Annotated in this window: 21 protein-coding genes, 1 tRNA gene and 3 pseudogenes; 14 read left to right on the top strand and 11 right to left on the bottom strand. The window is 58.4% G+C overall.

The genetic code is table 11. From position 1 onward, the window contains the following. The 3 genes and pseudogenes from NW849_RS08990 to NW849_RS08980 all read right to left on the bottom strand — a co-directional run. A pseudogene (locus tag NW849_RS08990) lies at window positions 1-209 on the bottom strand (ABC transporter permease); the annotation flags it as partial. A 2-nt stretch (window positions 210-211) separates the two neighbouring features. Continuing rightward, window positions 212-955, bottom strand: coding sequence for a class I SAM-dependent methyltransferase (locus tag NW849_RS08985; RefSeq protein ID WP_414357337.1), 744 nt, complete (start codon window positions 953-955; stop codon window positions 212-214). Between the two features lie 30 nt (window positions 956-985). After that, window positions 986-1,513, bottom strand: coding sequence for an FHA domain-containing protein (locus NW849_RS08980; protein WP_414357335.1), 528 nt, complete (start codon window positions 1,511-1,513; stop codon window positions 986-988). 391 nt (window positions 1,514-1,904) lie between these two features. On the opposite strand from NW849_RS08980, the gene NW849_RS08975 reads away from it, so the two are divergent. The 5 genes from NW849_RS08975 to NW849_RS08955 all read left to right on the top strand — a co-directional run bounded on the left by NW849_RS08975 (window position 1,905) and on the right by NW849_RS08955 (window position 5,705). Beyond that, a complete protein-coding gene (locus NW849_RS08975; protein WP_414341745.1) occupies window positions 1,905-2,549 on the top strand; it encodes a DUF3038 domain-containing protein in 645 nt (214 codons plus the stop codon). A 61-nt stretch (window positions 2,550-2,610) separates the two neighbouring features. After that, on the top strand, window positions 2,611-3,558 hold the full coding sequence (locus NW849_RS08970; protein WP_414357333.1) for a DUF4335 domain-containing protein: 948 nt from the start codon (window positions 2,611-2,613) through the stop codon (window positions 3,556-3,558). A gap of 449 nt (window positions 3,559-4,007) precedes the next feature. Beyond that, the gene (locus tag NW849_RS08965; protein ID WP_414357332.1) at window positions 4,008-5,063 is read left to right on the top strand and encodes a CobW family GTP-binding protein; all 1,056 of its coding nucleotides are present in this window, start codon (window positions 4,008-4,010) and stop codon (window positions 5,061-5,063) included. A gap of 91 nt (window positions 5,064-5,154) precedes the next feature. Next, the gene (locus tag NW849_RS08960; protein WP_238376924.1) at window positions 5,155-5,481 is read left to right on the top strand and encodes a hypothetical protein; all 327 of its coding nucleotides are present in this window, start codon (window positions 5,155-5,157) and stop codon (window positions 5,479-5,481) included. Between the two features lie 2 nt (window positions 5,482-5,483). Then, window positions 5,484-5,705, top strand: coding sequence for a hypothetical protein (locus tag NW849_RS08955; RefSeq protein ID WP_011432797.1), 222 nt, complete (start codon window positions 5,484-5,486; stop codon window positions 5,703-5,705). A gap of 45 nt (window positions 5,706-5,750) precedes the next feature. Here NW849_RS08955 and guaA read toward each other — a convergent pair whose 3' ends face one another. Then, entirely contained in the window at window positions 5,751-7,301 is a 1,551-nt protein-coding gene (gene guaA / locus NW849_RS08950) for a glutamine-hydrolyzing GMP synthase (RefSeq protein ID WP_414357339.1), read from the bottom strand. A gap of 420 nt (window positions 7,302-7,721) precedes the next feature. Between guaA and NW849_RS08945 the strand changes: the two genes are divergently transcribed. The 3 genes from NW849_RS08945 to NW849_RS08935 all read left to right on the top strand — a co-directional run bounded on the left by NW849_RS08945 (window position 7,722) and on the right by NW849_RS08935 (window position 9,974). Continuing rightward, window positions 7,722-8,711 (top strand): hypothetical protein, encoded by a 990-nt coding sequence (locus NW849_RS08945; RefSeq protein ID WP_414357331.1) that lies wholly within the window; start codon window positions 7,722-7,724, stop codon window positions 8,709-8,711. Further along, window positions 8,708-9,490 (top strand): 16S rRNA (guanine(527)-N(7))-methyltransferase RsmG, encoded by a 783-nt coding sequence (gene rsmG / locus NW849_RS08940; RefSeq protein ID WP_414357330.1) that lies wholly within the window; start codon window positions 8,708-8,710, stop codon window positions 9,488-9,490. Before NW849_RS08945 ends, rsmG begins: the two co-directional genes overlap by 4 nt. Window positions 9,491-9,686: 196 nt before the next feature. Beyond that, window positions 9,687-9,974, top strand: a complete 288-nt coding sequence (locus NW849_RS08935; protein WP_414357328.1) for an RNA recognition motif domain-containing protein — start codon at window positions 9,687-9,689, stop codon at window positions 9,972-9,974. Window positions 9,975-10,042: 68 nt separating this feature from the next. On the opposite strand, the gene NW849_RS08930 is transcribed toward NW849_RS08935, so the two are convergent. Further along, the gene (locus tag NW849_RS08930; RefSeq protein WP_011432792.1) at window positions 10,043-10,876 is read right to left on the bottom strand and encodes a metal ABC transporter permease; all 834 of its coding nucleotides are present in this window, start codon (window positions 10,874-10,876) and stop codon (window positions 10,043-10,045) included. 24 nt (window positions 10,877-10,900) lie between these two features. Further along, window positions 10,901-11,662: a metal ABC transporter ATP-binding protein gene (locus NW849_RS08925; RefSeq protein WP_414357326.1), complete on the bottom strand. Its 762-nt coding sequence runs from the start codon at window positions 11,660-11,662 to the stop codon at window positions 10,901-10,903. Window positions 11,663-11,725: 63 nt separating this feature from the next. On the opposite strand from NW849_RS08925, the gene NW849_RS08920 reads away from it, so the two are divergent. The 4 genes from NW849_RS08920 (at window position 11,726) to NW849_RS08905 (ending at window position 16,719) form a co-directional block, all read left to right on the top strand. After that, entirely contained in the window at window positions 11,726-12,664 is a 939-nt protein-coding gene (locus NW849_RS08920) for a metal ABC transporter solute-binding protein, Zn/Mn family (RefSeq protein ID WP_414357325.1), read from the top strand. Window positions 12,665-12,736: 72 nt separating this feature from the next. Further along, on the top strand, window positions 12,737-14,542 hold the full coding sequence (gene aspS, locus NW849_RS08915) for an aspartate--tRNA ligase (RefSeq protein WP_414357323.1): 1,806 nt from the start codon (window positions 12,737-12,739) through the stop codon (window positions 14,540-14,542). 219 nt (window positions 14,543-14,761) lie between these two features. After that, window positions 14,762-15,538 (top strand): enoyl-ACP reductase FabI, encoded by a 777-nt coding sequence (fabI, locus tag NW849_RS08910; protein ID WP_011432788.1) that lies wholly within the window; start codon window positions 14,762-14,764, stop codon window positions 15,536-15,538. 32 nt (window positions 15,539-15,570) lie between these two features. Beyond that, window positions 15,571-16,719 (top strand): AI-2E family transporter, encoded by a 1,149-nt coding sequence (locus NW849_RS08905; protein WP_414357321.1) that lies wholly within the window; start codon window positions 15,571-15,573, stop codon window positions 16,717-16,719. 153 nt (window positions 16,720-16,872) lie between these two features. On the opposite strand, the gene NW849_RS08900 is transcribed toward NW849_RS08905, so the two are convergent. The 3 genes from NW849_RS08900 to NW849_RS08890 form a co-directional block, all read right to left on the bottom strand. After that, window positions 16,873-17,769 carry a sulfatase-like hydrolase/transferase gene (locus NW849_RS08900; RefSeq protein ID WP_011432786.1) on the bottom strand — a complete coding sequence of 299 codons (897 nt, stop codon included), beginning with the start codon at window positions 17,767-17,769 and terminating at the stop codon, window positions 16,873-16,875. After that, window positions 17,757-18,197, bottom strand: a complete 441-nt coding sequence (locus tag NW849_RS08895) for a hypothetical protein (RefSeq protein WP_238376922.1) — start codon at window positions 18,195-18,197, stop codon at window positions 17,757-17,759. Before NW849_RS08895 ends, NW849_RS08900 begins: the two co-directional genes overlap by 13 nt. Window positions 18,198-18,495: 298 nt before the next feature. Beyond that, window positions 18,496-18,567 (bottom strand) — tRNA-Val (locus tag NW849_RS08890). A gap of 156 nt (window positions 18,568-18,723) precedes the next feature. Here NW849_RS08890 and NW849_RS08885 point away from each other — a divergent pair. Further along, on the top strand, window positions 18,724-19,476 hold the full coding sequence (locus NW849_RS08885) for a segregation/condensation protein A (protein WP_414349871.1): 753 nt from the start codon (window positions 18,724-18,726) through the stop codon (window positions 19,474-19,476). Window positions 19,477-19,792: 316 nt separating this feature from the next. Here the strand turns inward: NW849_RS08885 and NW849_RS08880 are convergent. Further along, window positions 19,793-20,083: pseudogene (locus NW849_RS08880) on the bottom strand (DUF6679 family protein); the annotation flags it as partial. Between the two features lie 117 nt (window positions 20,084-20,200). After that, on the bottom strand, window positions 20,201-21,628 hold the full coding sequence (locus tag NW849_RS08875) for a folate/biopterin family MFS transporter (protein WP_414357319.1): 1,428 nt from the start codon (window positions 21,626-21,628) through the stop codon (window positions 20,201-20,203). Between the two features lie 356 nt (window positions 21,629-21,984). On the opposite strand from NW849_RS08875, the pseudogene NW849_RS08870 reads away from it, so the two are divergent. Beyond that, a pseudogene (locus tag NW849_RS08870) lies at window positions 21,985-22,139 on the top strand (RNA-guided endonuclease TnpB family protein); the annotation flags it as partial.

Raw genomic sequence — 22,139 nt, 5'->3', positions numbered from 1 at the left:
ACGATGAGGGCTTCCGGCCAACTCCAACCGCCCAGCCGGTGCCCCTGCTGGTAAAACAACGACAGCCCAAACAGAGCGGATCCCAAGCCACCCAGACTGCTGAGGCTGGCAAAGAAAAAATTGGCACGGTACTCCATTTCTGCCGCGATTGAGGTGCTCCAAAACAGCCACAATATCCGCAAATAGCGCAGCACCTTGGTTTTCTCCAATCTCAGCTTTTATCCCACTTGCGGTAACAGCGGGCGGTAATGAAATAGGGGTGAAACACCTCCAAAAAACAGCTTTGCAGCACCTGAAAGAATTGCTCTACCTTTTGCGGGTCGTCCAGGTGAAAAGGAAACTCGCCGTTAAACCCCTTGAAAAAGTACCAGTTGATCAAAAGCTTACCTGACGGCTTGAGCCAGTCGTAAAACTGCCGCAACTGCGCTGCCGGATCCGCCAGATGTTCCACCACATCGAAGCAGATGACCGTGTCAAAAAAGATCTCTTCTGGGAAGTTTTCTGGACAGTGGATGCGCTCGGTTAAGCCCAGCTTTTCCGCCCGCCATTGCACAAACTGCCGATGGATGGGGTTGATATCCCAGAAGATCACCTGATCCACCGCTGCGCAGAGGGCCGCCCCGATAGCATGGGTGCCGATGCCGCCGCCAAAATCCAACACCAACCCGCGGGCATGATCCGCCACCAGGCGTAAGGTATCGCCGATGTAGTCGGTGCTGCTCAGGTGCCAAGCCGCCAAATCCAGCAGATAGGCGGATCTCACCTGATCCCGATAAAACGCATCTGCCCGATCCCAGCCAAAGTCTCGCCGGCCCAACTCCGCCAATTGCTGCTGCCCTGCCCGCAGTTTCTCCCGCAGATCGGCAGCCCCAAGGCCCAGGAAGGATCCCAGATGGTCTTCTAGGTCAAAGGCATTTTGCCAGTAGCCGCTCAGAGCAGGTGGGATGGGGGGCACAGGAGGATTCAGAAGACTGTTTGGGTTGGCTTAGGCAACAGTGTAATCCTCTTCCTCTGGCTGAGCCAGGTTTTCCGGGTTCGGCTCCGTGTCTTTATTAAAATCAAAGGTGGATGGGGATGTAGAGCTAGCAGCATCCAGAGGCTGCAATAACTTGGCTAGGGTTTCCGGGCTGAGTCGATCCGTTGTCTCCACAATTGCTGTTACGTTCGGCCCAAACCTTATCTTATCTAGGAGCTGAAGGCGATGGGACAAAACCCGTTTTCCGTTGACGAATAGGCCATTGGTGCTGGGCCTGGATCCCGGACTGCCATCGAATACCATGTAGCTGTACTGCAGGGATCCCTGTGCAGTTGGCCCTGAACCTGGGATGCGGATGAGGGAAGCGTGTTTCCGAGAGACGCAGGGATCGTAAAGGCGAATATGATTGTCTTTAGACCGTCCCACTGAGTAATAGATACTATCCAGAACAACCCCCCTCTGCCCCAATCGATCCCTGAAGATCAAGACCCAGTGAACAGGGACAGGCTGAGTACTGCAGCGAGCAGAAGAGGCCATGATGAATCAAGCTGCACCTAGAGTCGCTGGTGTCAACAAAAGGGAAACTCAATAAAGGTGGGTAGTCACTTAGCTCTTAAAGGCCAAAGCAGCAGCTGCTTTCCCCATTATAAGTAGCCATCCCCCTGAGTCCAAAAGCCCAAGTTCAGCTAGGAGTAGGGGTGTTGCCGAAACAGAAACCGGCCCAGAAAACCCATTCTTATTGGTCTAAGATGCATCCAGAGTTACCCCGTTTTGGGGAAGAACCCTGAGAGCTCAACTCTCGGCAGGCTGGCGAGCAGTCTAGCATGCCCAAAGTCTTTTAGACTAGAGCGCAGGGAGGTAGGTTGCAGGTTTGGCTTGGACAGGAGATCATAGAGTTTCGTCGAAACCCAAAGCTCCCATTGACAGCGTGACGGTGGAACACAAGCACATTCAGTTAGACAGTCGGCCCGTTGGCCTGAACACAGCCACCGGTACCATCAAAGCCCAGTTGGACTTGCTACTGCTGGGGTTGGAGTCCCTGAGCGGAGAAAGTTCCGAAGCGGTTCTGGCCGCAGCCAAAGCCCTCAACTTGGAAGAGCAGATTGGCGATCGGGTGACCCTCTGGCGACTGCGCAATGCTAACCCCTTACGCCGCAGCAGCGGTGGGCGCAAAAAGGTGGATATCGAAGAGGCCCGCGCCCTGGTGATGGTGATTGCCTATCTGGCTGCTCAGCAACAAGCCCGTATCCGCAGCACCTTGGAGCAACTGGAAGCCGCTGTCGATCAAGAGCTCAGCCCCTTCCGTCAACCGCTGGTGGGGGATTACTTGGATGAATTTCTCTCCCACTACCGCAGCCGCATGGTGGATGGGGACGTGCGCGATGAGAATAGCCTCACCGAGCTGGCCCTGCGCATCTTGATTGAGCTGATGTTCTACAGTAGCCCGAAAGGCGCTCAGCGCCTGTGGAAAGCCTTGCTCAGCCGTCCTGAGATGGATTTGCCTGCCGGCAGCGATCTGGAAGAAGAGGGGGTAGCCCACAGCTCCGGCCCCGATACCTCACCCTCTTCTTGAGGCAGTTTTGTCAATTATCGCCTCTGTAGCCCTCTACCCGTGTTGTTCGCCCGCAGTTGCCATGCCCAACCTTACCCTGGTTAGCCACACCTATCAACAGCCCACTTCTACGCTGACTGTACGGGGAGAAGCCCCTGCCGATTCCAATTCTTCAGACTCCTCTGCAACGCCGCCGCTGCAAGCCATCCAGCGCAGCTTCGAGTGTCAGTTGGAAATCCGCCAGGGGGAGACAGTCAAAACTTTACACGGCGATAACGTTTGGCTCAACGATTTGATCACCGTAATCGACCGCTACGTGGGATCCCACTTGAGTGGGGAACCCAAGGGAACCTTCAGCGGTACCGTGGCCATCCGTCCGCTTGATTTTATTTTTCATCGCCTCACGGTGCGCCAAGGGGAAGATCGCATCGCGCAGGTGGATTTGTCGATGACGCAGTTGTACGACCTGCTGGAGAACCTCTCCCAGGTGGCGGATGACATTCCCCAACTGGCCAATCTGGGAACTCCGGTGACGCGGGCTTGGTATCGACAGCCCACCGGGATTGCGGCCCTGCTGGTGGGAGGGATCGCAGTTGTGGCCGGTGTTGGGATCTGGGCCAGTCGCCCCCCTAGGGATCCCACAGTTTCCCCTTCCCCGCAAGAGCAGCTCACCACCCCTGCCTTGTCGGATCAGTCACAGCCTTTGGCCACATCCCCTCAAGAATCTGACCCAACAGCGGGAAGAGAGGCAGCAGGTGCAGATCTCCTTTCTCGTCTGCGAGACATTCTGGCGGAGCAGTGGCAGTCTCCCCCCGATTTGCCGGAGAGCTTGGTCTACCGGGTAACGGTGGATAGGACGGGATCCCCCCTGGCCGCCGAGCCGGAGAATGAGCTTGCCCGAGAGCGCCGAGCCGAAACCCCATTTGCCGACCTGCCGGAGCTACCGCCGGATCCCTTGCCAACAGGCGCACAACAGTTCCGCGTCAGCCTAGAGCCGGGCAACCAGGTGGAAGTGACTCAGGACAGGTAGGCATCTTGACAGGCCAAGCTAGGGTGGCTCTGTACTGTGGTCTACCCAGAGACATTGTTTCTGGAGCTTTCAGAGGATTATAGTTGTTTCAGGTTAGGGTGAGACGCCTGGGCTACTGAGGAAAGCTTTCTGGTTCCGTGCATTATTGCTCTGCAACGCTGACGCGACGACGCGGCCAGCGTTTTAGGTGTTGGGTGCATTGTCCCAGTTTGAATCGAAATAACCCTACTTTCAGGGCCGGGGGATTAGAGGAAGCGATCTGACCCTGGAGGATTAAGCCGGAAAGAGAGAGACCATCCAGTTCAGACAGCCAAGGCTGCCGCCAATGCCGAGGCGCAAAGGCTCTACTGATCGCATCTGAAGGGTTTAATCGGCTTCAGACAGCTAGGGCAATGAGGACAAGAGGATAAAGTGGAAGAGTTCCCTCTATATCGGATCGCTGCCATTCTATGACTGCAACCATCGAAGTGCCCCAGCGCGGCTTACCTGTCACCATCATCACAGGCTTTTTGGGCAGTGGAAAAACCACCCTTCTCAACCACATCCTCAACAACCGGAAAGGGATGCGCACAGCGGTGCTGGTCAACGAATTCGGCGAGATCAGCATCGATGCGGAGCTGATCGTCTCCAGCGAAGAAGACTTGGTGGAGTTGAACAACGGCTGCATCTGCTGCACCATCCGGGACGACATCGCCGAAAGCGTGTTGCGGTTGATGGAACGTTCCGACAAGATCGACTACCTGGTGGTGGAGACCACGGGATTGGCGGATCCCTTGCCGGTGGCCCTCACCTTTTTGGGGCCAGAATTGCGAGATCTGACGCGGCTAGACTCGATTATCACCCTGGTAGATGCCACCAACTTTGCCCCCGATCTGTTCAACAGCAACGTGGCCTACAGCCAAATTGCCTATGGGGATGTGATTCTCCTCAACAAAATCGATTTGGTCGAGGAAGCCGAGATCGAGCGTCTGGAAAAACGCATCCGCGAGATCAAAGAAGATGCCCGCATTTTGCGCACCGTCAACAGCGCAGTTCCCCTGGAGCTAATCTTGGATACCGATTTGTTTCAGGCCAGTTCCTTGCCCCAAGAAGAAGCCCATGATCACGACAGTCACGACCACCATGACCATGAGCACGATCATGACCACTGCGAGCACCCTGACCATCACCACTCCCATCCCAGCCACATCGAGGCTGACGGCTTTAACTCCCTAGCCTTTGAGAGCGATCAGCCCTTCTCTTTGGATGCTTTCCAAAATTTTCTCAACGAGTTGCCCGATGCAGTCTTTCGTGCCAAAGGGGTGTTGTGGTTCGAGGAAAGCCCAGAGCGACATATCTTTCACCTCAGCGGTCGGCGCTATACCCTCAGCAGCGATGAGTGGCCTCGCCAGCCCAAAAACCAGTTGGTGCTCATCGGTCAGCGCCTCGATACAGCCCAGCTGCGGAAAAAACTCCAAGCCTGTCTTGCCCGCCCGGCCACGTGGGGTCAAGGGTTTGGTCGCTGAATCAGGACTTGGCGGCAGTCCAGGCTAAAGAAAGTCGGGCTACATTCCAGCACCCTCGATCATAAACCCCTGAGGTGATGGCGCACCCTCCATGTCCGACATCTTCGTGATGATCCGCAACCAGGCCAACAACGCGCTCACCTCCATCGATGGGATCCCTTTTCTCAGTTTCCTGGAGCGAGAGGGGCAGTTGATTGCAGAAGAAACCATTGAGTTGATCTATGCAGACGCTGGATTTGATGACCTGCCGATTGGAGAATACACTGTGGGGGTACGGCATGAACGGGTGGAGCCCCCGAAAGCCACCTGCCCGGTCAGTATTGCCTCTGAGGACGAGGTTGTTTTGGTAACATTTGTTTACCTTGAGCCCGAGCGGGTTCTGCTGACTATTCACGTCTCTGTGGAGAAGAGGTTGTAGCCATGACTGTCAAGGTCATCCCATCGCGCTCGATCAAAGCCTTTCGCTATCGGGTGTTTTGTTTGGGACAGGATCTCTGGAATGCCCGGGATCCGATTAGCCGTGCCAACCTTGCTCTGCAACTGGCGGATGCCGCTACGACTTTGGCCCGAATGGAAGTCCAAGCCGCTCAGCCCTTCAGCTCAAGCCCTTCCTATTCCCTGCCGGAAGCTGGCCATAGGTAGCCATCGATCCAGCCGGGAATCGAGGCCAGACGCAAGGGATCCCGCCTACTCCCACTCGATGGTGCCAGGGGGCTTGGAAGTGATGTCGTAAACCACGCGGTTGATGCCGGGCACCTCGTTGACGATGCGGTTGGAAATGGTGGCCAAGAGGTCGTAGGGAACTCGCGCCCAATCGGCGGTCATACCGTCTTCGCTGGTAACCAGCCGCACCACCACCGGGCAGGCATAGGTGCGCTTATCCCCCATCACCCCCACCGACCGCACCTCTGGCAGCAGCACGGCAAAGGCTTGCCAAAGTTTGGGATAGTAGCCGGAGCGGTTGATCTCCTGCCGCACGATCATGTCCGCTTCTCGCAGGGTTTCCAGCCGTTCTTTGGTAACCTCGCCTACAATGCGGATGGCCAGCCCCGGCCCCGGAAAAGGATGGCGGCCCACAATCTCTTCCGGCAGACCCAAAGAGCGGGCCAGTTGCCGCACCTCGTCTTTGAAGAGCTTGCGCAAAGGCTCTACCAGCTTAAAGCGCAGATTTTCGGGCAGGCCGCCGACATTGTGATGGCTTTTGATCTTGACGGCAATGCGTTCTCCAGTAACCGGATCCACATGGGTATTGGCAGACTCGATCACGTCTGGGTAGAGAGTGCCTTGGGCTAAGTACTCAAAAGGACCCAGCCGCTGGGATTCTTCCTCAAACACGCGAATAAACTCTGCCCCAATTCGTTTGCGTTTTTCTTCGGGATCGGTAACCCCCTGCAACTGCCGGAGAAACCGCTCCTGGCCATCCACGTAGTGGACGGGAATGTGAAATTGCTCTTGGAAAAGGCGCAGCAGCCGCTGGGGCTCTTCCTTGCGCATAAACCCTTGGTCGATGAACACGCAGGTGAGCTGGTCGCCGATGGCCTTGTGCAGCAGAAAAGCCAAAGTAGAGCTGTCTACCCCCCCCGAGAGGGCCAACAGCACCTTCTTATTGCCCACACGGGCACGTACCTCTCGAATGGCTTCCTCCAGAAAAGCTGCCGTTGTCCAGGTGGGCTCGCAACCGCAGATGTGATAGACAAAGTTGCGGATGAGAAAGGCGCCAGCCTCTGAGTGGGCCACCTCCGGATGAAATTGCACCCCGTAGAGACGACGCCTTGGATCGGCAATGGCGGCACAGGGGGTGTTGTCGGTAGAGGCCAAGGTGTGAAAGCCCGGCGGCAGTTCGGTAACCGAATCCCCGTGGCTCATCCACATGATGCTGTTTTCCGGCAGGTTGGTGAGCAGGTCGGTGGGATCCAAAATGTGCAGAGCGGCACGGCCATATTCCCCCTTCTGGGCTGCCTCCACCTTGCCCCCCAACTGTTGCACCATGAGTTGCATGCCATAGCACACCCCCAGAACCGGGATCCCTAGGTTCCAAATCTCAGAGTCACACACCGGAGCGCCTGGCTCATACACCGAGTTGGGGCCCCCGGAGAGGATAATGCCCTGCGGTTGCAGTTGCCGCAGTTGCTCAGCAGTGGTGCGATAGGAAAGGATTTCCGAATAGACGTGGGTTTCGCGAATGCGGCGGGCAATCAGCTCAGAGTACTGGGATCCAAAATCGAGAATGACGATCATCTGGCGCTGCACTTCGAGGGGGGAAAGGCCGGAACTGGGAGGAGATGCAGAAGGGATCACAAAACCTGGCACAGTGCACAATAAAAAAGCCGGTCCAAGAGACTAGCTTGGCTATGGATACGATGGATACGAAAGAAACATTAAGGGCTCTTCCATGGTAACAGGGGTGGAGAGCTTGCACGCGGCTGCCTGCTCTAAAAAGCCTCTGTCAGGCTTGCCGAGAAAACAGCGCTTCTCGGAGGAGTCTCGCCGAAAAACCGCCTGATGAGCCCCTGAAAAAGCTGGCCACCGGCTGGGCATGACTCCCGCCAACAACGCAATACAGAAGCCAGATGACCTAGCAAAGTTAAGACTTATGATCGTGAAGGAGCGCTCCAGGCCGGTGGGGGTATTGGTAGGGATCCGCAGTGCCATTTTTTTATGTCGATTGTTGCCGAGTCCTTTCAAACCTATCTGCGCCGCCGCCGTCGTCTTCTAGCCCGCCGTCTCAAGCGACAGCAGGGCTGGGTCGTGGTTTTGGCTCTGCTGGCTTTGTACTTGCTCAGTTGGGATGCGCTGGGCGAAGATGGGTCACTATCGCACCTGTGGAGGGGACAACCCCTGTGGCTGGTGTTGATCCCGCTGTTGGGGGGAGGGCTGTACAGCTTGGGCGCCGGGGTGATCTGGATGCTGCGCCAGCGCTGGTCTGCCCAGCTGTTGGCCGAGATGATCAGCTTGCCCCATTTGACTTTGGCTGCCCTGATCTGGCTGGGGTTAGCCGTTTGGGGAGAGCACCTTTCGCCTTTCCTGTTGCGACAAAAAAACCAATTGTTGGCGGGCCTGTTGATCAGTTGGCTGTTGGCCCAGGGGTGGAGTTTTTTCCAGACAGGTTGGGTAGTAGAGGCTGGGCAACTGTGGGCCGACTATCTGCAGGAGCTGCGCGGTTCTGTATTACAGCCCTGCTACCAGCGCCTGGAAACCTGTCGTCTTTCGCTCCATCTTTACCACGCCATTTGGCAAGACCTGCAACTGGAAGAACTGGAGGCCCAGCACCTGATTCAACTGTTGTCTGAGTCGTTGCTGCCGCTGACCCTGCCGCTCAAGGTCTATGCTCAGCGGGTTCACCATTGCTGTCAGCAGTTGGCAGCCCTACTGGCGCAAATGCAGGAGCGGGTAGAACGGCTGGAGCAAGTGCTACTGAATGTGGAGCTGGAGTTGGCCTCTCATCAGTTGCTCCAAACTCAGCCCCAGCCGATCAACTTGCTGGCGGAAGACTGGGCCAACTGTCAGGAGCTGGATTTGCAGGAGTTGGTTTGCTTAAACCAAGAGCTGCTGGGCACCGACCGTTCTTTGCAGGGCTTGACCCAAGAGCTGAAAGGCTGGGCCGACAGAGCCATCCCCGCTGGATTGAAACTGGGATCCCTGGGATGAAGAAGGCTGACGCTTCTTCCTCTGAGCCCCCACAGCTCAAGACGCTGTGGGAAAGCTGGCTGGCGGAGCTGGGTTGGCAGCCTTCTGAACAGCAGCAGCAACAACTGCAACAGCTCTATCCGCTGGTGATGGCCGGAAACCGAACCCAGAACCTGACCCGCATCACCGATCCCATCGACTTTTGGGAGAAACACCTGTGGGATTCGCTGCGGGGCCTACGCCTGCTGGGATCCTGGGAGGCAATCCAAGCTCAGCCCTGGCGGGGGATCGACATCGGCACCGGGGCAGGGTTTCCAGGGATCCCGGCCCAAATTGCCCTGCCCCAAACCCGCTTTACCCTGCTGGACAGCACCCAACGCAAGATTGCCTTTGTACAGGACACCTTGCAAAGGCTCTCCCTCACCCAAGCGCGGGCAGTGGCTCAGCGGGCCGAAATTTGGGGGCAAGACCCGCAGGAACGGGGCAGCTATGATATTGCTCTGGCCAGGGCCCTGGCCTCGGCGGAGACCTGCGCCGAGTATTGCCTGCCTCTGCTCAAAGTAGGGGGGCGTGCCATTCTCTATCGTGGCCATTGGACGGAGGCAGAAGCCCAAACGCTGGAGCGGGCCCTCAAGATCCTGGGCGGAAAACTGATCCATGTAGAAGCCTTCACCACACCCCGCAGCCGTGGGGTGCGCCACTGCCTACTGCTGGAGAAAGTAGCCCCCACGCCGCCTCCTTATCCCCGCTCTCCTGGCATCCCCAAACGCCAACCGTTGGGCCAAAGCAATCGCCCATGAAGGTTAGGATCCTGAGTTTCCATCTTGCTACAAAAGCTTCTCCCAATTCTCGGACAAAAAGCTGGAAGGATGGCTTTGCAAATGCCATTGGGAAGACTAAGATGTGGTTGGCATGAGGTTCGGATTGAGCGAATGGTTTAACCAGGTGAGCCTCCGAACTGAACGCTAAAGGGTAAGGTTCGGAGTTTGCTACACCATGACCATTTTTGTGGGTAATTTGTCCTTCAAGGCCAGCGAAGAAGACCTGCGACTTGTGTTCGCCGAATACGGCACCGTTAAGCAAATTAAGCTGCCGGTGGATCGGGAGACTGGCCGTAAGCGAGGTTTTGCCTTTGTGGAGCTGGAAAACGAAGCTGATGAGCAAAAGGCCATCGACGAGCTGGATGGCGCTACTTGGATGGGCCGGGATTTGAGGGTCAACAAGGCGTTGCCTCGGCAGGCCGGTGCAGGCGGCGGTCGGGATGGCCGCTCTTCCCGCTTTTGAGTTAACATGCATATACCCTTTCTCAGATGAGGTTTGAGCCAGGGATCCCGACCTGCGATCCCTGGTTTCTATCGCGTTCCTGAGAACACTCTGCCCAGAAAGGCCAGGCTAAACCAGGCGGAGGCCACCAGGACGATGGCCGGGCCGGAGGCCACATTGAGGTAGTAGCTGGCGTACATCCCCAGCAAGCTGGCGCTCACCCCAAATAGGGATCCCAGCAGCATCACCTGGTGCAATCGAGGCACCACCAGATAGGCGGTTGCCGCTGGCGTGATCAGCATGGCCAACACTAAGAGCACGCCCACTGCCTTCATGCTGGCCACCAACGTCAGGGAGGTGAGCACCATCAGCCCCCACCCCAGCCGCTCGGTGGGCAGGCCGGCTGCTTTGGCCCCCAAGGGATCGAAGCTGTAAAAGGTCAATTCCTTGAAGAAGAGGGCCACCAAACCCAACACCAAAAGGGTGATGCCCACCACTGTCAGCACATCGACAGCATTCACCCCCAGGAGGTTGCCGAAGAGGAAGTGGTTGAGATCGATGCGAGCCCGCCGCTGGATCAAAGTGATCAACAGGATCCCCAAGGCAAAAAAGGCCGAAAAGACGATCCCCATGGCTGCATCCGGCTTGAGGGGGCTGGCGGAGCGGATCCATTGAATTAAGAGGGCGCTGAGGAGACCGGCCACAAAGGCTCCCACAAACAGGTTGAGGCCCAGCATGTAGGCAATGGCCAGGCCCGGCAGCAGCGAATGGCTGATGGCATCCCCCAGCAGGGCCAAGCTTTGCACCAGCAGATAGCTGCCCACCACCGCACAGAGAATGCCGACGGCCACCGCCACCAGCAGAGCCCGTTGCATGAAGGCAAAACTCAAGGGATCCGCCAGGCTGTGCCAGAGCCATTCCATAACGTTGTTGACCTCAAACTCTCCCTAGGCAGCTGAGTCCAGCAGCAGGGCTCGGCCATAGGCCCGCTGCAACACCGCTGGCTGCAACACCTCCCGCGGGGATCCCTGGGCAATTAAGACACGGTTGAGGAGGAGCACTTCGTCGAAGTAGGCCCGGGCCTGCCCCAAATCGTGGTGCACCACCATCACGATGTGGCCGGCATCTGCCAGCTCCCGCAACACCTGGAACAAAATAGCTTCGCTGGGCTGGTCGATCCCGGCAAAGGGTTCGTCAAGGGCGTAGATCTCCGCTTCTTGCGCCAAGGCCCGCGCCAGGAACACCCGCTGCTGTTGTCCCCCCGACAGCTTTCCAATGGGGCGATCCCGGTAGGCCCCCATCCCCACCCGCTCCAGGGCTTGAGCAGCCCGCTGCTGCCCCTTTTTCCCGATGCGGCGAAACCAGCCAGCAGCTCTCACCTGCCCCATCAACACCACATCCCACACCGTGGCGGGAAACGTCCAATCGATGGCCGAGCGCTGGGGTACATAGGCCACTTGCTCTCCCCGCAGCGCTTGTCCGCCGTAGCGCACTTCCCCCCGTTCCAGCGGCACCAACCCCAACAGCCCCTTGAGGAAGGTGCTTTTGCCGGCCCCGTTGGGCCCGAGGATGCCCGTGATGCGCCCCGGCGCGATTTCAGCCTGGATCCCTTGCAGCACCCGCAGGCTGCCGTAACGCACCGTCAGATCCCGCACCACCAGGGATCCCCTGGCCGGGCGAAGAGGGAGAGGAGCAGATTGCTTTTTCATTTTGCTTTCATTTTCGAGTAAGTCCAGTGTACCCTAAAGGGGTACCTAAATCATGAAACGATAATGAAAAGTCCTGTCTTCCTTTGGGGGCGGCGCCGTTGGGTAGCGGCCTTCGGCTTGGCGATCAGCAGTTTTCTGGCCCTAGCCGGTTCGGGTTGGGCGCGTCCCCGCGTTGTGGCCACCACCACACTGATCGCCGATTGGGTGGAGCAGGTGGGCCAAGATCGCATCCAGCTCACCAGCCTGCTGCAGCCGGGGATGGATCCCCACATCTACGAGCCGGCACCGGCGGATGGGATGGCCCTAGAGCGGGCAGACTTGGTGTTTTACAACGGCTACAACCTGGAGCCGGGGTTGATGCGCCTCATCGAGGCCACAGCCCAACAGGCGCGGCGGGTTGCCTTGGCCGAGATCCTCGATCCCATCGTCACCAATGAGGAGGATGGGATCCCCACTCCCGACCCCCACGTGTGGGGCAATGTGGAAAACGTCATCCGCATGGTGGAGCGCATCGCCCAAGAGCTGGCGGAACAGGTGCCTGGCGAGGCGACCTTCTTCCAAACCAATGCTGCTGCCTATCGAGCAGAGCTGGAGGAGCTTCATGCCTGGATTGGGGAGCAAATTCAGACCATCCCCCCTCCCAACCGGGTTTTGGTGACCACTCACGATGCCTTTGCCTACTACACCCAAGCCTACGGCCTGAAAATGGGGGGATCCCTGCTGGGGATCAGCACCGAAGAACAGCCCAGCGCCCAGACAGTGGCCCGCTTAGTGGAGGAGATCCGCGCTCTGCGGGTGCCGGCTATCTTTGCTGAGACCACCCTCAACCCCGCTCTCCTCCAAACGGTGGCCACCGAAGCCGGGGTCAAGGTAGCCGAACAGAAACTGTACTCGGACTCTTTGGGGGAGCCAGGCAGCGGCGCCGAAACTTACGTTGCCATGATGCGCCACAACACCTGCACGATTGTGGTAGCCCTGGGCGGATCCCCTGAATGCTCTTGAGAAGCTGAGTCGAGGCAGGAGGTCTGAGTTTTGTATGATAGGGGCTCAGACCCTTGTTCTCTCACCTCTTCCATGCCTGCTGCCATCCATCGCCCGGCCCGCACCCTCTACTGTGGCGAAGTCCGCCCGGCCCACATTGGCCAGACCGTCACCCTCTACGGCTGGATCGACCGCCGCCGCGACCACGGGGGGGTGATCTTTCTGGATTTGCGGGATCGCTCTGGCATTGTGCAACTGGTGGCGGATCCGCAGAAAACTCCGCAGTCATATCCACTGGCGGGGGAAGTGCGCAACGAATATGTGGTGCGGGTAACGGGAACTGTCCAGCAACGGCCCCCCGACTCCTTCAACCCCCGGCTGGCCACCGGCGAGGTCGAGATCTATGCCGAACAGTTGGAAGTGCTCAGTCCAGTCGGCAAGCAGCTCCCCTTCAGCGTCTCGGGAGAAGAAGCAGAGGAAGTGCGAGAAGAGATCCGCCTGCGCTATCGGTACCTGGATTTGCGGCGGGAGCGCATGGCCCGTAACCTGCAACTGCGCCACCGGGTCATCCAGGCCATCCGCCGTTTCCTAGAAGACGAGGAGGGCTTTGTCGAGGTGGAGACTCCCATTCTCACCCGCTCCACCCCAGAAGGGGCCAGAGACTACCTGGTGCCCAGCCGCGTCAACCCCGGCGAGTGGTTTGCCCTGCCGCAGTCGCCCCAGCTCTTTAAGCAGCTGCTGATGGTGGCTGGCGTGGATCGCTACTACCAGATCGCCCGCTGCTTTCGGGATGAGGATCTGCGGGCGGATCGGCAGCCGGAGTTCACCCAGTTGGACATGGAGATGAGCTTCATGGATCAAGAAGGGATCCTGGAGCTCAACGAGCGACTGATCTGCCATATCTTCAAAACTGTCAAAGGGATCCACCTGCCCCGTCCCTTCCCGCGCCTGACCTATGCCGAGGCCATGGCCCGCTACGGCTCCGACAAGCCTGACACCCGCTTTGGGATGGAGTTGGTGGATGTTTCGGAGGTGTTTCAGGGATCCCGATTCAAAGTCTTCGCCAAAGTGCTGGCTGAGGGCGGTTTGATCAAAATCCTGCCAGTGCCCGGCGGCGATGAAAAGATCTCCAACACCCGCATCAAACCAGGCGGGGATCTGTTCAAGCTGGTCACCCAGTATGGGGCGGGCGGCTTGGCCTTTATCCGGGTGCGGCCCGACAGCCTCGATACCATCGGCGCCCTGAAAGAGAGCTTGAGCCCCGAGCAGGAGAAGCGGTTGCTGGATCTCACCCAGGCCAAGCCAGGGGATCTGTTGCTGTTTGGGGCAGGGCCGGCGGCAGTGGTGAACGAGTCTTTGGGCCGGCTGCGGCTGCACCTGGGCCAGGAGCTGGGTTTGATCCCAGAGAACGCCTTGAATCTCCTCTGGATCACCGACTTTCCCATGTTTGAGTTCAACGCCGAAGAAAATCGCCTGGAAGCCCTGCACCACCCCTTTACCGCCCCCCACCCCGACGACTTGGCCGACCTGAAAACGGCGCGGGCCCAGGCTTATGACCTGGTGTGGAACGGCGTGGAAGTAGGAGGGGGATCCCTGCGGATTTACCAGCGGGAAATTCAGGAGCAGGTTTTTCAAGCGATTGGCCTCACCCCCGAACAGGCGCGGGACAAGTTTGGCTTTTTGTTGGAAGCCTTTGAGTATGGCACCCCGCCCCACGGCGGCATTGCCTACGGCCTGGATCGGCTGGTGATGTTGCTGGCCGGGGAAGATTCCATCCGGGATGTCATCGCCTTTCCCAAAACCCAGCAGGCGCGATGTTTGCTCACCGGCGCTCCTTCCAGCGTTGAGGCGAAGCAGCTCAAGGAACTGCACGTTGCTTCCACCTATCAGCCCGGTTGAGGGAGGTATCTTCCAACGACCACGGGTGCTCGATGATTTCGGCACGGGTAACAGGGCTGCGGAGATCCAGCAGACAATATTCCTTTTCAACCAAAAGGACTTTCATTGTGGAAGCCGGGCCTTTTTAACGGGAGTTCAGGAGTGCCTGGGATCCCTTCTCCCAGCCCCAGCTCCCACCTGTGGGAGGATAGAAAGGAATACACCCCTACTTTTTTTGCCATGCTACAGCTGACGGGAAAGAAAGCCTTGGTAACCGGCATTGCCAACGAGCGCTCCATTGCCTGGGGCATTGCTCAGCAACTGCACAAAGCGGGGGCCAGCCTAGGGGTTACCTATCTGCCGGACGAGCGGGATCGCTTCAAAACCAAAGTTCAGCAACTCACGGATCCCTTGCAGCCAGATTTTCTCCTCCCCTGCGACGTGCAAAGCGATCAGCAGATCAGCGATCTGTTTCAGGGGGTAACCGAAAAATGGGGTCAGGTCGATATTCTGGTTCACTGCCTGGCCTATGTCAAAAAAGAGGAGCTGAGCGGCAACTTCAGCGATATCTCGCGGGAGGGGTTTGCCCTGGCCATGGATGTGAGCACCTACTCCCTGATTGCCCTCTGCCGGGCTGCCAAGCCCCTACTGAGATCCGGCAGCAGTGTCCTCACCTTGACCTACTTGGGAGGAGTGCGAGTGGTGCCCAACTACAACATGGCTGCCGTCACCAAAGCGGGCCTGGAAACCTGTGTCCGCTACCTGGCTGCCGAGCTGGGCCCTGCCGGGATCCGGGTGAACGCCATTTCTGCCGGCCCAATCCGCACCTTGGCCTCATCGGCCATTTCCGATTTTCATGCCATGCTGCATGCTGTGGAGGAGAAAGCTCCCCTACGGCGCAATGTCACTCAAATAGAGGTGGGCAATGTGGCGGCTTTTCTGGCCAGCGACCTGGCCAGCGGCATTACCGGCCAGGTGATCTACGTGGATAGTGGGTATAGCATCCTGGGTTTTTAAGCGCTTTGGGATCCCTTGGGGATGGCTCCGGCATGAATCGCTTCTCACCCTTGCAGCGGTTGCTGCTCACCTGGATCTTGATCGTCATCAGCGGCTGGCTGGCCATACAGGTGGGTCGGCTGTTTGGGCATTTGCTCACCACCATCCTGACAGCGGCGGTGCTGGCCTTTTTGCTCAACTACCCGGTGCAGGTGCTGCGGCGCTATCGGGTCAGTCGAGGTTTGGCGGTCACCCTGGTCTTTGCTCTCTCGGTGGTGCTGCTGGTCTTGGTGGGGATCGCCGTGGTGCCGGTCTTGGCCAAGCAAGTGGTGCAGCTGGGGGCGCGGATCCCAGAGTGGGTGGACACCTTACAAAATTGGCTCGACCAGATTAGCCTTTGGGCCGCCGAGCGCAACATCAACCTTGGCCAGACGGAGCTGGTCAATACCCTTCTCAACCGCCTGCAGGCCAGCGCCGAGAAAATTGCCGGCCAATCCCTGGATCTCCTTCTGGGTACGTTCAACCAGGTGATCGACTTGGTGCTGGTGCTGGTGTTGGCCCTCTACATGCTGCTCTACGGGGGCCAGTTCTGGCAGGGGTTGCTCAGCCTCTTCCCCAAACCTTGGGGGCCGCGCATTGGCGAAGCCCTAGCCCTCAGCTTTCAGAACTTTCTGATCAGCCAGTTGGTGTTGGGGTTCATCACGGCCCTGATGCTGGTGCCGGTTTTTGGGTTTTTGCGGGTACCTTTCGGGCTCCTGTTTGGCCTGCTGATCGGCCTGCTGGAGGTCATCCCCCTGGTGGGGGGGGTGATTGGCATTGGGGCGGCGGCGGTGTTGCTGGCCTTTCAGGACATTTGGCTCAGCCTTAAAGTGGTGCTGGTTTCCCTGATCGTGCAGCAGGTGAAGGATCGGGTCATCGCCCCCCGCCTGATGGGAGAGCTGATCGGGCTAAATCCAGTGTGGATCTTGATTGCCCTGTTGGTGGGGGCGCAACTGGGGGGCATCCTGGGCGTGATCGTCGCCATTCCCCTCAGCAGTGTGGTGAAAAGCCTTTACGAGATCGCCCGCTCTGCCGACCTGGCCGCCGAAGATGGGTTGGGTTCCGGTGTAAAAGGATCCCCGCAAGGGCTCCGTCCGAGTAGCGCCAACGGCGAACCCCGCCGGGATCCTACCCTGCCCAAGCCGGAGACCCAGCAGATCTAGCTGCTCCAAAAGGAAAGAGGCTCTGCCCATGCGATTCAGGCGATCGCGTTAACCGGCAGGCAAACAGAGGCTCAATCCTGGTAAGCCCAGTTGCTGGGCTATCGATGGCCACCCTTGTCCTCAGGGAGAGGGGCTGGGGGTGAGGGCCTCATCCTAGCGAATTTTGCCCTCGATAAAGGGCACCTCCAGCACTTTTTCGTGGTGGATAGGGCCGTGGCCGAAGTAGCCTCCCTCCCCAAACAGTTCGCCGTGATCGGCTGTAACCGTGATGTAGGTGTTTTTGGGAACCAGGTCGAACAGCTGTTCAAAGATCCCATCCAGGTAGCGCACCGCCTGGATCTGTCGCTGCCGTAGCTCTTCCAACTGGGCCGAATCGAAAAAGGGGATCCCGTCCTCTTCTCCTTCATCCAGCCGCTTCAACACCCCATTCACCCCCGAGATGCGGGGCCACAAGCTGGGATCCTCATCGGGCAGCGCGTAGGGATAGTGAGTTTCGCCCACGTTTAACAGGTAAAAGCTGGGGCGATCCGGCTCGAAGCGCAACTGTTCCACCATGGCCGCCATATCGTTGTGCTGGGGCATGAGGCGGTAGGAATCGAAATCCCGATTCAGCAGCGTGCTGGGGTTGAGCACCGGCATGGAGACCATGGCGTGGGTGGTGTAGCCCAGTTGATGCTTCAGCAGCGTCGGCAAATAGAGATGAGGCAGCAGATGCTTGAACTCAATGGGTTGCCGGGTGCCGAGCCGCTCGTTGTAGCGCAGATAATCTTGCTTGTAGTGCTCGGACGCAAAAACGTGGATGGGGCTGGTGTGGGGCAGCAGGCCCATGAGCAGGTTGTAATGGGCAGGGGCCGTCCAGGAAGCGTAGCTCCAGCGCTTTTCCAGAGGGCCCAACTTCAGCAAGTGCTTGGGGTTGGCCGCCAGCAGGCTGTCGAAGCGGCAACTGTCTAGGACGATGAGCAGATAGTTGTTCTGTCCCCGCGGTTCAGGGCGGGGATCGGGCTCAGACGCAGGAGCGGCAGACGATTTCCACCAGTTTAGGAATCCCATCCTTCCTCCTCCTCGTCGGCGTAGGGCCGCTGGACAATCCGCCAGTTGGGAGCTGCTGCCGCATCGTCGTCCTCAGGAGCGGGATCGCGAATGCGTTCCGGCGGGATATTGGAATAGGAATAGCGGCCTGCTTGGGGATCCGGCTCGTACTCCGGCAGATCTTGGGGCAAATAGTGGTCGGGGGGAATCAGCTGGGCTTCCAAAAAGCGAACTCGGTCGCTCAACTGAGTTAACTTACGGATTGCCTGTCGCTGGAACACCCGGTCGTGCAATCGCCAGGAGCCTACATACAAAAATCCCAGCCCCATCCCTGCCCCATAAGAGGCCAATAGCACCAACGATAGAGGAAGCGGGGATCCCGATTGCCCACCCACCACAACTCTTGCCGGGGATCCCCAGTTTTGGATGAGGAGAACGAGCAGGCTCAAGATCCACAAGCCCAGGAGTATGAAGCGAAGGTTTCTGATCGCGTTAGCGGGACGAAATTCTTGCATGGCCTCAACCCTACCCTTTATTAGGCTACCATTCTTCCCTTTCTCCACTGGCCTGGCAGCAAAGACGCTGGAAGCTCAAGCGGAGTTGTTCTCAACAGCCATTAGCCCTCTCCCTAAGGCGCGCTTCAGGGAGACCCCGGGGCGGAAAAAGTCGTTTCTAGCCGCCTGTATCTCTCCTCCAGGAGAAGGACTTGGACTGTTGAAGCTCGCTGCAGGAGCAGGTTTGCGGGTATGGGCGGTACAAGATTCGAACTTGTGACCCCTTCCGTGTGAAGGAAGTGCGCTACCACTGTGCTAACCGCCCGCAGATACCACTCTAGCAGCTATCGACTAGAGCAGGATCTCTATATTACCACGTCAGCGATTGAGCCAGAGGATTCGGATCGGCATGGGAGATGGCTAGAGATAGCCGGGATCCGGCCTGAGGGCTACAGTAAGGGTCAGGGAGCTGTGGGGTGCTATGGCCTACTCACCGACCGAAGAGGCAATTGCTCTGCTCATTGATTTGGCAGAACGAGGCGAGATCGATCCCTGGGATGTGCAGGTCATCGAGGTTATCGATCGCTTTCTGGCCCGTATGGCTCCCACCAGCAGCAGCCATGACCTGTCTGAGTCGGGACAAGCCCTGCTCCACGCTGCCATGTTGGTCTATCTCAAGGCGATGGCTTTGGCAGAACCAGAAGCAGAAGAAAGTGAGCCCAGCCCGGTGGAGGTAGAAGTGGATCCCTGGCCAAGCTGGTCTTTGGCGCACTTGGATCGCGTGTTGCAACCCAGGGCAGCACCCCGTCTTCAACGTACCCGGCCCATCACCCTCAAAGAACTCATCGCCCACCTGCAAGAGCTGGAAACCCTGCTGGAACACCAGCCCGAAGCTGCCCCAAAGCCGCTGGCCCAACGGATTTCTCGCCAGCAAGCGCTGTCGGCCATCACTCAGCTAGCCCACCCGGAAAACCTTTTGGAAACCACCGCCGAGCTAGAATCTCTGCTGGCTCAGCTTTGGCAGCAGGGTCTGACCCAGATCAGCTTTGTCGATCTCCAGCAACACTTTTGCCAAAAAAGCTATCAAAACGGCAGCAGCGGGACCATTCACCCCATTCAAGTCTTCTGGTCATTGCTGCTAATGGCTGCCCGCTCTCAGGTGGAGCTGTGCCAAGAGGAGTTCTACGGCCCACTGACCATCCGACCCTGCACAACTGAGGGCCTGGCAAAGTAGATCCCGCCCTTGGGATCCCCTTCATCTGCCAAGGTGAACTCTAGAGAACTTTTCTGGCCGTGGCCGGGCCATCCACCTCTAGGCTTCTGAGCTGGCGTCTGAACCTGAGGATGTCAAGCGCTCTTCTGCGCCGCTCTGGCAAACGGAGAACTCAATCCGTGCCTTCAGCATCGTGCCGGGCACGATCCGCCCGTTTGAGATCTTCCCCACTGGAGCGCACCGGCAGCTCGGCAGGAGCCTCCCGATCCAGGTAGTAATCCTCCACGAGGCGCTCGCTGCTGGGATGATCTTCTCCTTCGGTAGGCAACAGTGGCGGATGCAGCAATTCAGCCGGAGGGCAGTCTTCTGAGGTGAGCAAATCTGACGTGCTGAGCATCCCCTTGGGAATGGTGGAAAGGCGCTGAGCAACAGCTCCAATGCTTTCCAGGCGAATCATCTCCTCCCAGGAGCAGATCTCCTCCTCATCTTCTGTCTCGTAGCGAACTAGGATGGTGTCCCCTTCGATATCGAGGATCTTGGCCCGTTCCAGCCAGCGTCCCTGATCCCGCAGATAGATCCACACATCCTTGCCTTCGCGGCTGAGTTGATAGATCCTACGATGAAGCACGGTCCCCTCCTGAAGTGAAAGATCCGAGTGAGTTGTGGGGGCTACCCAGCTCATCCCTCCATCTTAGCGGCTGGACACCGAGGCTGTATGCCTTTCCCGAGGCCAGACAGAGTCTCTTTAGGTTGGGTCGGTTTCGGCCAGAGAGACCCCTTCCATCGCCAAGGCTGTCTCCGCTTCTTCTGCCTGCACATCCCGCAGAAAGGATTCCAGAGAGGCATGGGCTTCCGCCTCCAGTTCTGCTCCGCCAAGGGTTATGCTCTCTTCCGGCAGCCAGCCCAAAAACGGCAGGGGCAAGAGGGTAGAAAGGTTGGTCAGGATCAGCAGCAGCCCCAGCCGGCTGAAATCGGTCTCCGTTACCCCCAGCCCATGCATCAGCAGGGATCCCAGCTCTTGGGAGAGAAACCCCGCCAAATTAAAGGCCGACATCAGCAGGGCAAAGAGGGTGGCCTCGATCCCAGGGGGGCAGAGGCGGGCGGCCAAGACCAACACCGGCATAAAGGCAATCTGTCCTGCCACCGTCAGCACCAGGCTGTCCCCCAAGCTAAACCAATGATCGTCGATGCCCCAATCCCGGTTGAGGTGATAGACCAAGATGAGGCTGGTCAGGCCCAACGCCGCCGAGATCACCGTCATCCAGCCGAACAGGGGCCGCAGTGGGAGCCGCCGCAGGTACACTTGGAAGATCCCTACCCCCAGCAAACTGGCGATGCTGGTAACCAAGCGCACCTGACCCAAAAATTCCGGCCCAAAGCCGAGATCGTTGGTGACAAAGTAAAAAAGAGCCGCATCGGCGCTGGGAGTGGCCTGCCAAACGAACACAAACAGCACCGGCAGCAAAATGCTGGGTTGCCGCAGCGCCCGCCACACCTGCCCCACCTGTTGTTGCAAGGGATCCCAGCCCTGGGACAACGCCACCGGTTGATCGGCAATAACCCAAGCTGCCAGAGCGATGAACAACGGCAAAAAGGCCGTCAGCCCAAACACCACCTGCGGCGGATAATGGGCCAAGAGCGCTCCTCCCAAATAGGCGGTGAGCAGGGATCCCAAGGCCGTTGCTCCCCAAGTTAAAGATTGCAGCGTGCCCGTCCCCGCCCAGTCACTGCCGTGTACCCGCTCCACCACCAGCGAATCTACGATTACATCCCCTACCGCCACCGCCAGGGATCCCAAAACCATCCACAGGGTGGCCAGACCAGCCGTCGGTGCCCACAGGGCCATCCCCAGCCAAGCCCCACACCCCAGAAGCCCTGACAACAAGAGGTAGGGACGACGCCGATAGCCCGCCACCGGTACGGTATCCGACAGCAGGCCGTAGAGGGGTTTGAGGATCCAGGGGCTCATGGCAACGCCCATCAACGCCGCCACCTGAGACGGGCTGAGGCCCAAGCTATCCTTCAGGTAAAAGCTGGTGGCCAGCCGTGCCAGCCCCACCGCCCCCTGCACAAAGTACACCAAGAGGATTCCGAACAATTCCGGCGTCCAGTGGATATCCCGCAGCGGGGTCAGGGTGGATTGGTGCAGCCGTTGCAGCAGAGGATGAATCATGAGCGGTCGCAGTGTAGCGAGATGTTAGTTGGTGCGGTGTTGCCTTGGCAACAGCAAAACCATAAGAATCTTAACAGTCTCTTCACCTTAACCTGTCCAACTGGCTTCCGGCTCCGACCTCCTTGGACGGGTTGCGCTTCCCAGCGCTCTTTCTGCTCAACCCAGCCGAGCTACAAAATCTACAAAATAATGAGGTCGAAATGAGGTCGAAAGCTGATCCCCGGGTGCTATGCCATCCAGCCAAGGGCGGGGATCCCAAGAAGTCCAGCATGCTTTCGTCCCATGTTGACCGGCCCAACCCCACCTCGGCGGCACCTGAACCCGCAACTGCAGCAGCAGGCAGGGCAGTAGAGACGGGAGGTTTTGTAGATATTGCCAAAGGGGACTTCGGCAGAATCACTCGGCTGTGCTACCACCTAGACGATCTGCAATCTAGGCTGAGTAAAGCACCGAGACCCAAGCGTAGGCGAATGCGGCAAGCGGCGTTTCGTCTGCGGGAACGCATCAGGGA

This window comes from Synechococcus sp. R55.3, from assembly GCF_047461975.1.
Taxonomy (GTDB): domain Bacteria; phylum Cyanobacteriota; class Cyanobacteriia; order Thermostichales; family Thermostichaceae; genus Thermostichus.
The sequence above is the reverse complement of the archived record's forward strand: the minus strand, read 5'-3'. Positions and strand labels throughout refer to the sequence as shown.

Bases quoted from the DNA above. Each gene is read 5' to 3' on its own strand.
- NW849_RS08875 (WP_414357319.1), bottom strand. From the start codon at position 21,628: ATGATTCATCCTCTGCTGCAACGGCTGCACCAATCCACCCTGACCCCG.
- aspS (WP_414357323.1), top strand. From the start codon at position 12,737: ATGCCTGCTGCCATCCATCGCCCGGCCCGCACCCTCTACTGTGGCGAA.
- NW849_RS08905 (WP_414357321.1), top strand. From the start codon at position 15,571: ATGAATCGCTTCTCACCCTTGCAGCGGTTGCTGCTCACCTGGATCTTG.
- NW849_RS08935 (WP_414357328.1), top strand. From the start codon at position 9,687: ATGACCATTTTTGTGGGTAATTTGTCCTTCAAGGCCAGCGAAGAAGAC.
- NW849_RS08970 (WP_414357333.1), top strand. From the start codon at position 2,611: ATGCCCAACCTTACCCTGGTTAGCCACACCTATCAACAGCCCACTTCT.
- NW849_RS08885 (WP_414349871.1), top strand. From the start codon at position 18,724: ATGGCCTACTCACCGACCGAAGAGGCAATTGCTCTGCTCATTGATTTG.
- NW849_RS08900 (WP_011432786.1), bottom strand. From the start codon at position 17,769: ATGGGATTCCTAAACTGGTGGAAATCGTCTGCCGCTCCTGCGTCTGAG.
- NW849_RS08925 (WP_414357326.1), bottom strand. From the start codon at position 11,662: ATGAAAAAGCAATCTGCTCCTCTCCCTCTTCGCCCGGCCAGGGGATCC.
- NW849_RS08945 (WP_414357331.1), top strand. From the start codon at position 7,722: ATGTCGATTGTTGCCGAGTCCTTTCAAACCTATCTGCGCCGCCGCCGT.
- NW849_RS08930 (WP_011432792.1), bottom strand. From the start codon at position 10,876: ATGGAATGGCTCTGGCACAGCCTGGCGGATCCCTTGAGTTTTGCCTTC.
- NW849_RS08955 (WP_011432797.1), top strand. From the start codon at position 5,484: ATGACTGTCAAGGTCATCCCATCGCGCTCGATCAAAGCCTTTCGCTAT.
- NW849_RS08960 (WP_238376924.1), top strand. From the start codon at position 5,155: ATGTCCGACATCTTCGTGATGATCCGCAACCAGGCCAACAACGCGCTC.
- NW849_RS08980 (WP_414357335.1), bottom strand. From the start codon at position 1,513: ATGGCCTCTTCTGCTCGCTGCAGTACTCAGCCTGTCCCTGTTCACTGG.
- NW849_RS08920 (WP_414357325.1), top strand. From the start codon at position 11,726: ATGAAAAGTCCTGTCTTCCTTTGGGGGCGGCGCCGTTGGGTAGCGGCC.
- NW849_RS08965 (WP_414357332.1), top strand. From the start codon at position 4,008: ATGACTGCAACCATCGAAGTGCCCCAGCGCGGCTTACCTGTCACCATC.
- fabI (WP_011432788.1), top strand. From the start codon at position 14,762: ATGCTACAGCTGACGGGAAAGAAAGCCTTGGTAACCGGCATTGCCAAC.
- guaA (WP_414357339.1), bottom strand. From the start codon at position 7,301: ATGATCGTCATTCTCGATTTTGGATCCCAGTACTCTGAGCTGATTGCC.
- rsmG (WP_414357330.1), top strand. From the start codon at position 8,708: ATGAAGAAGGCTGACGCTTCTTCCTCTGAGCCCCCACAGCTCAAGACG.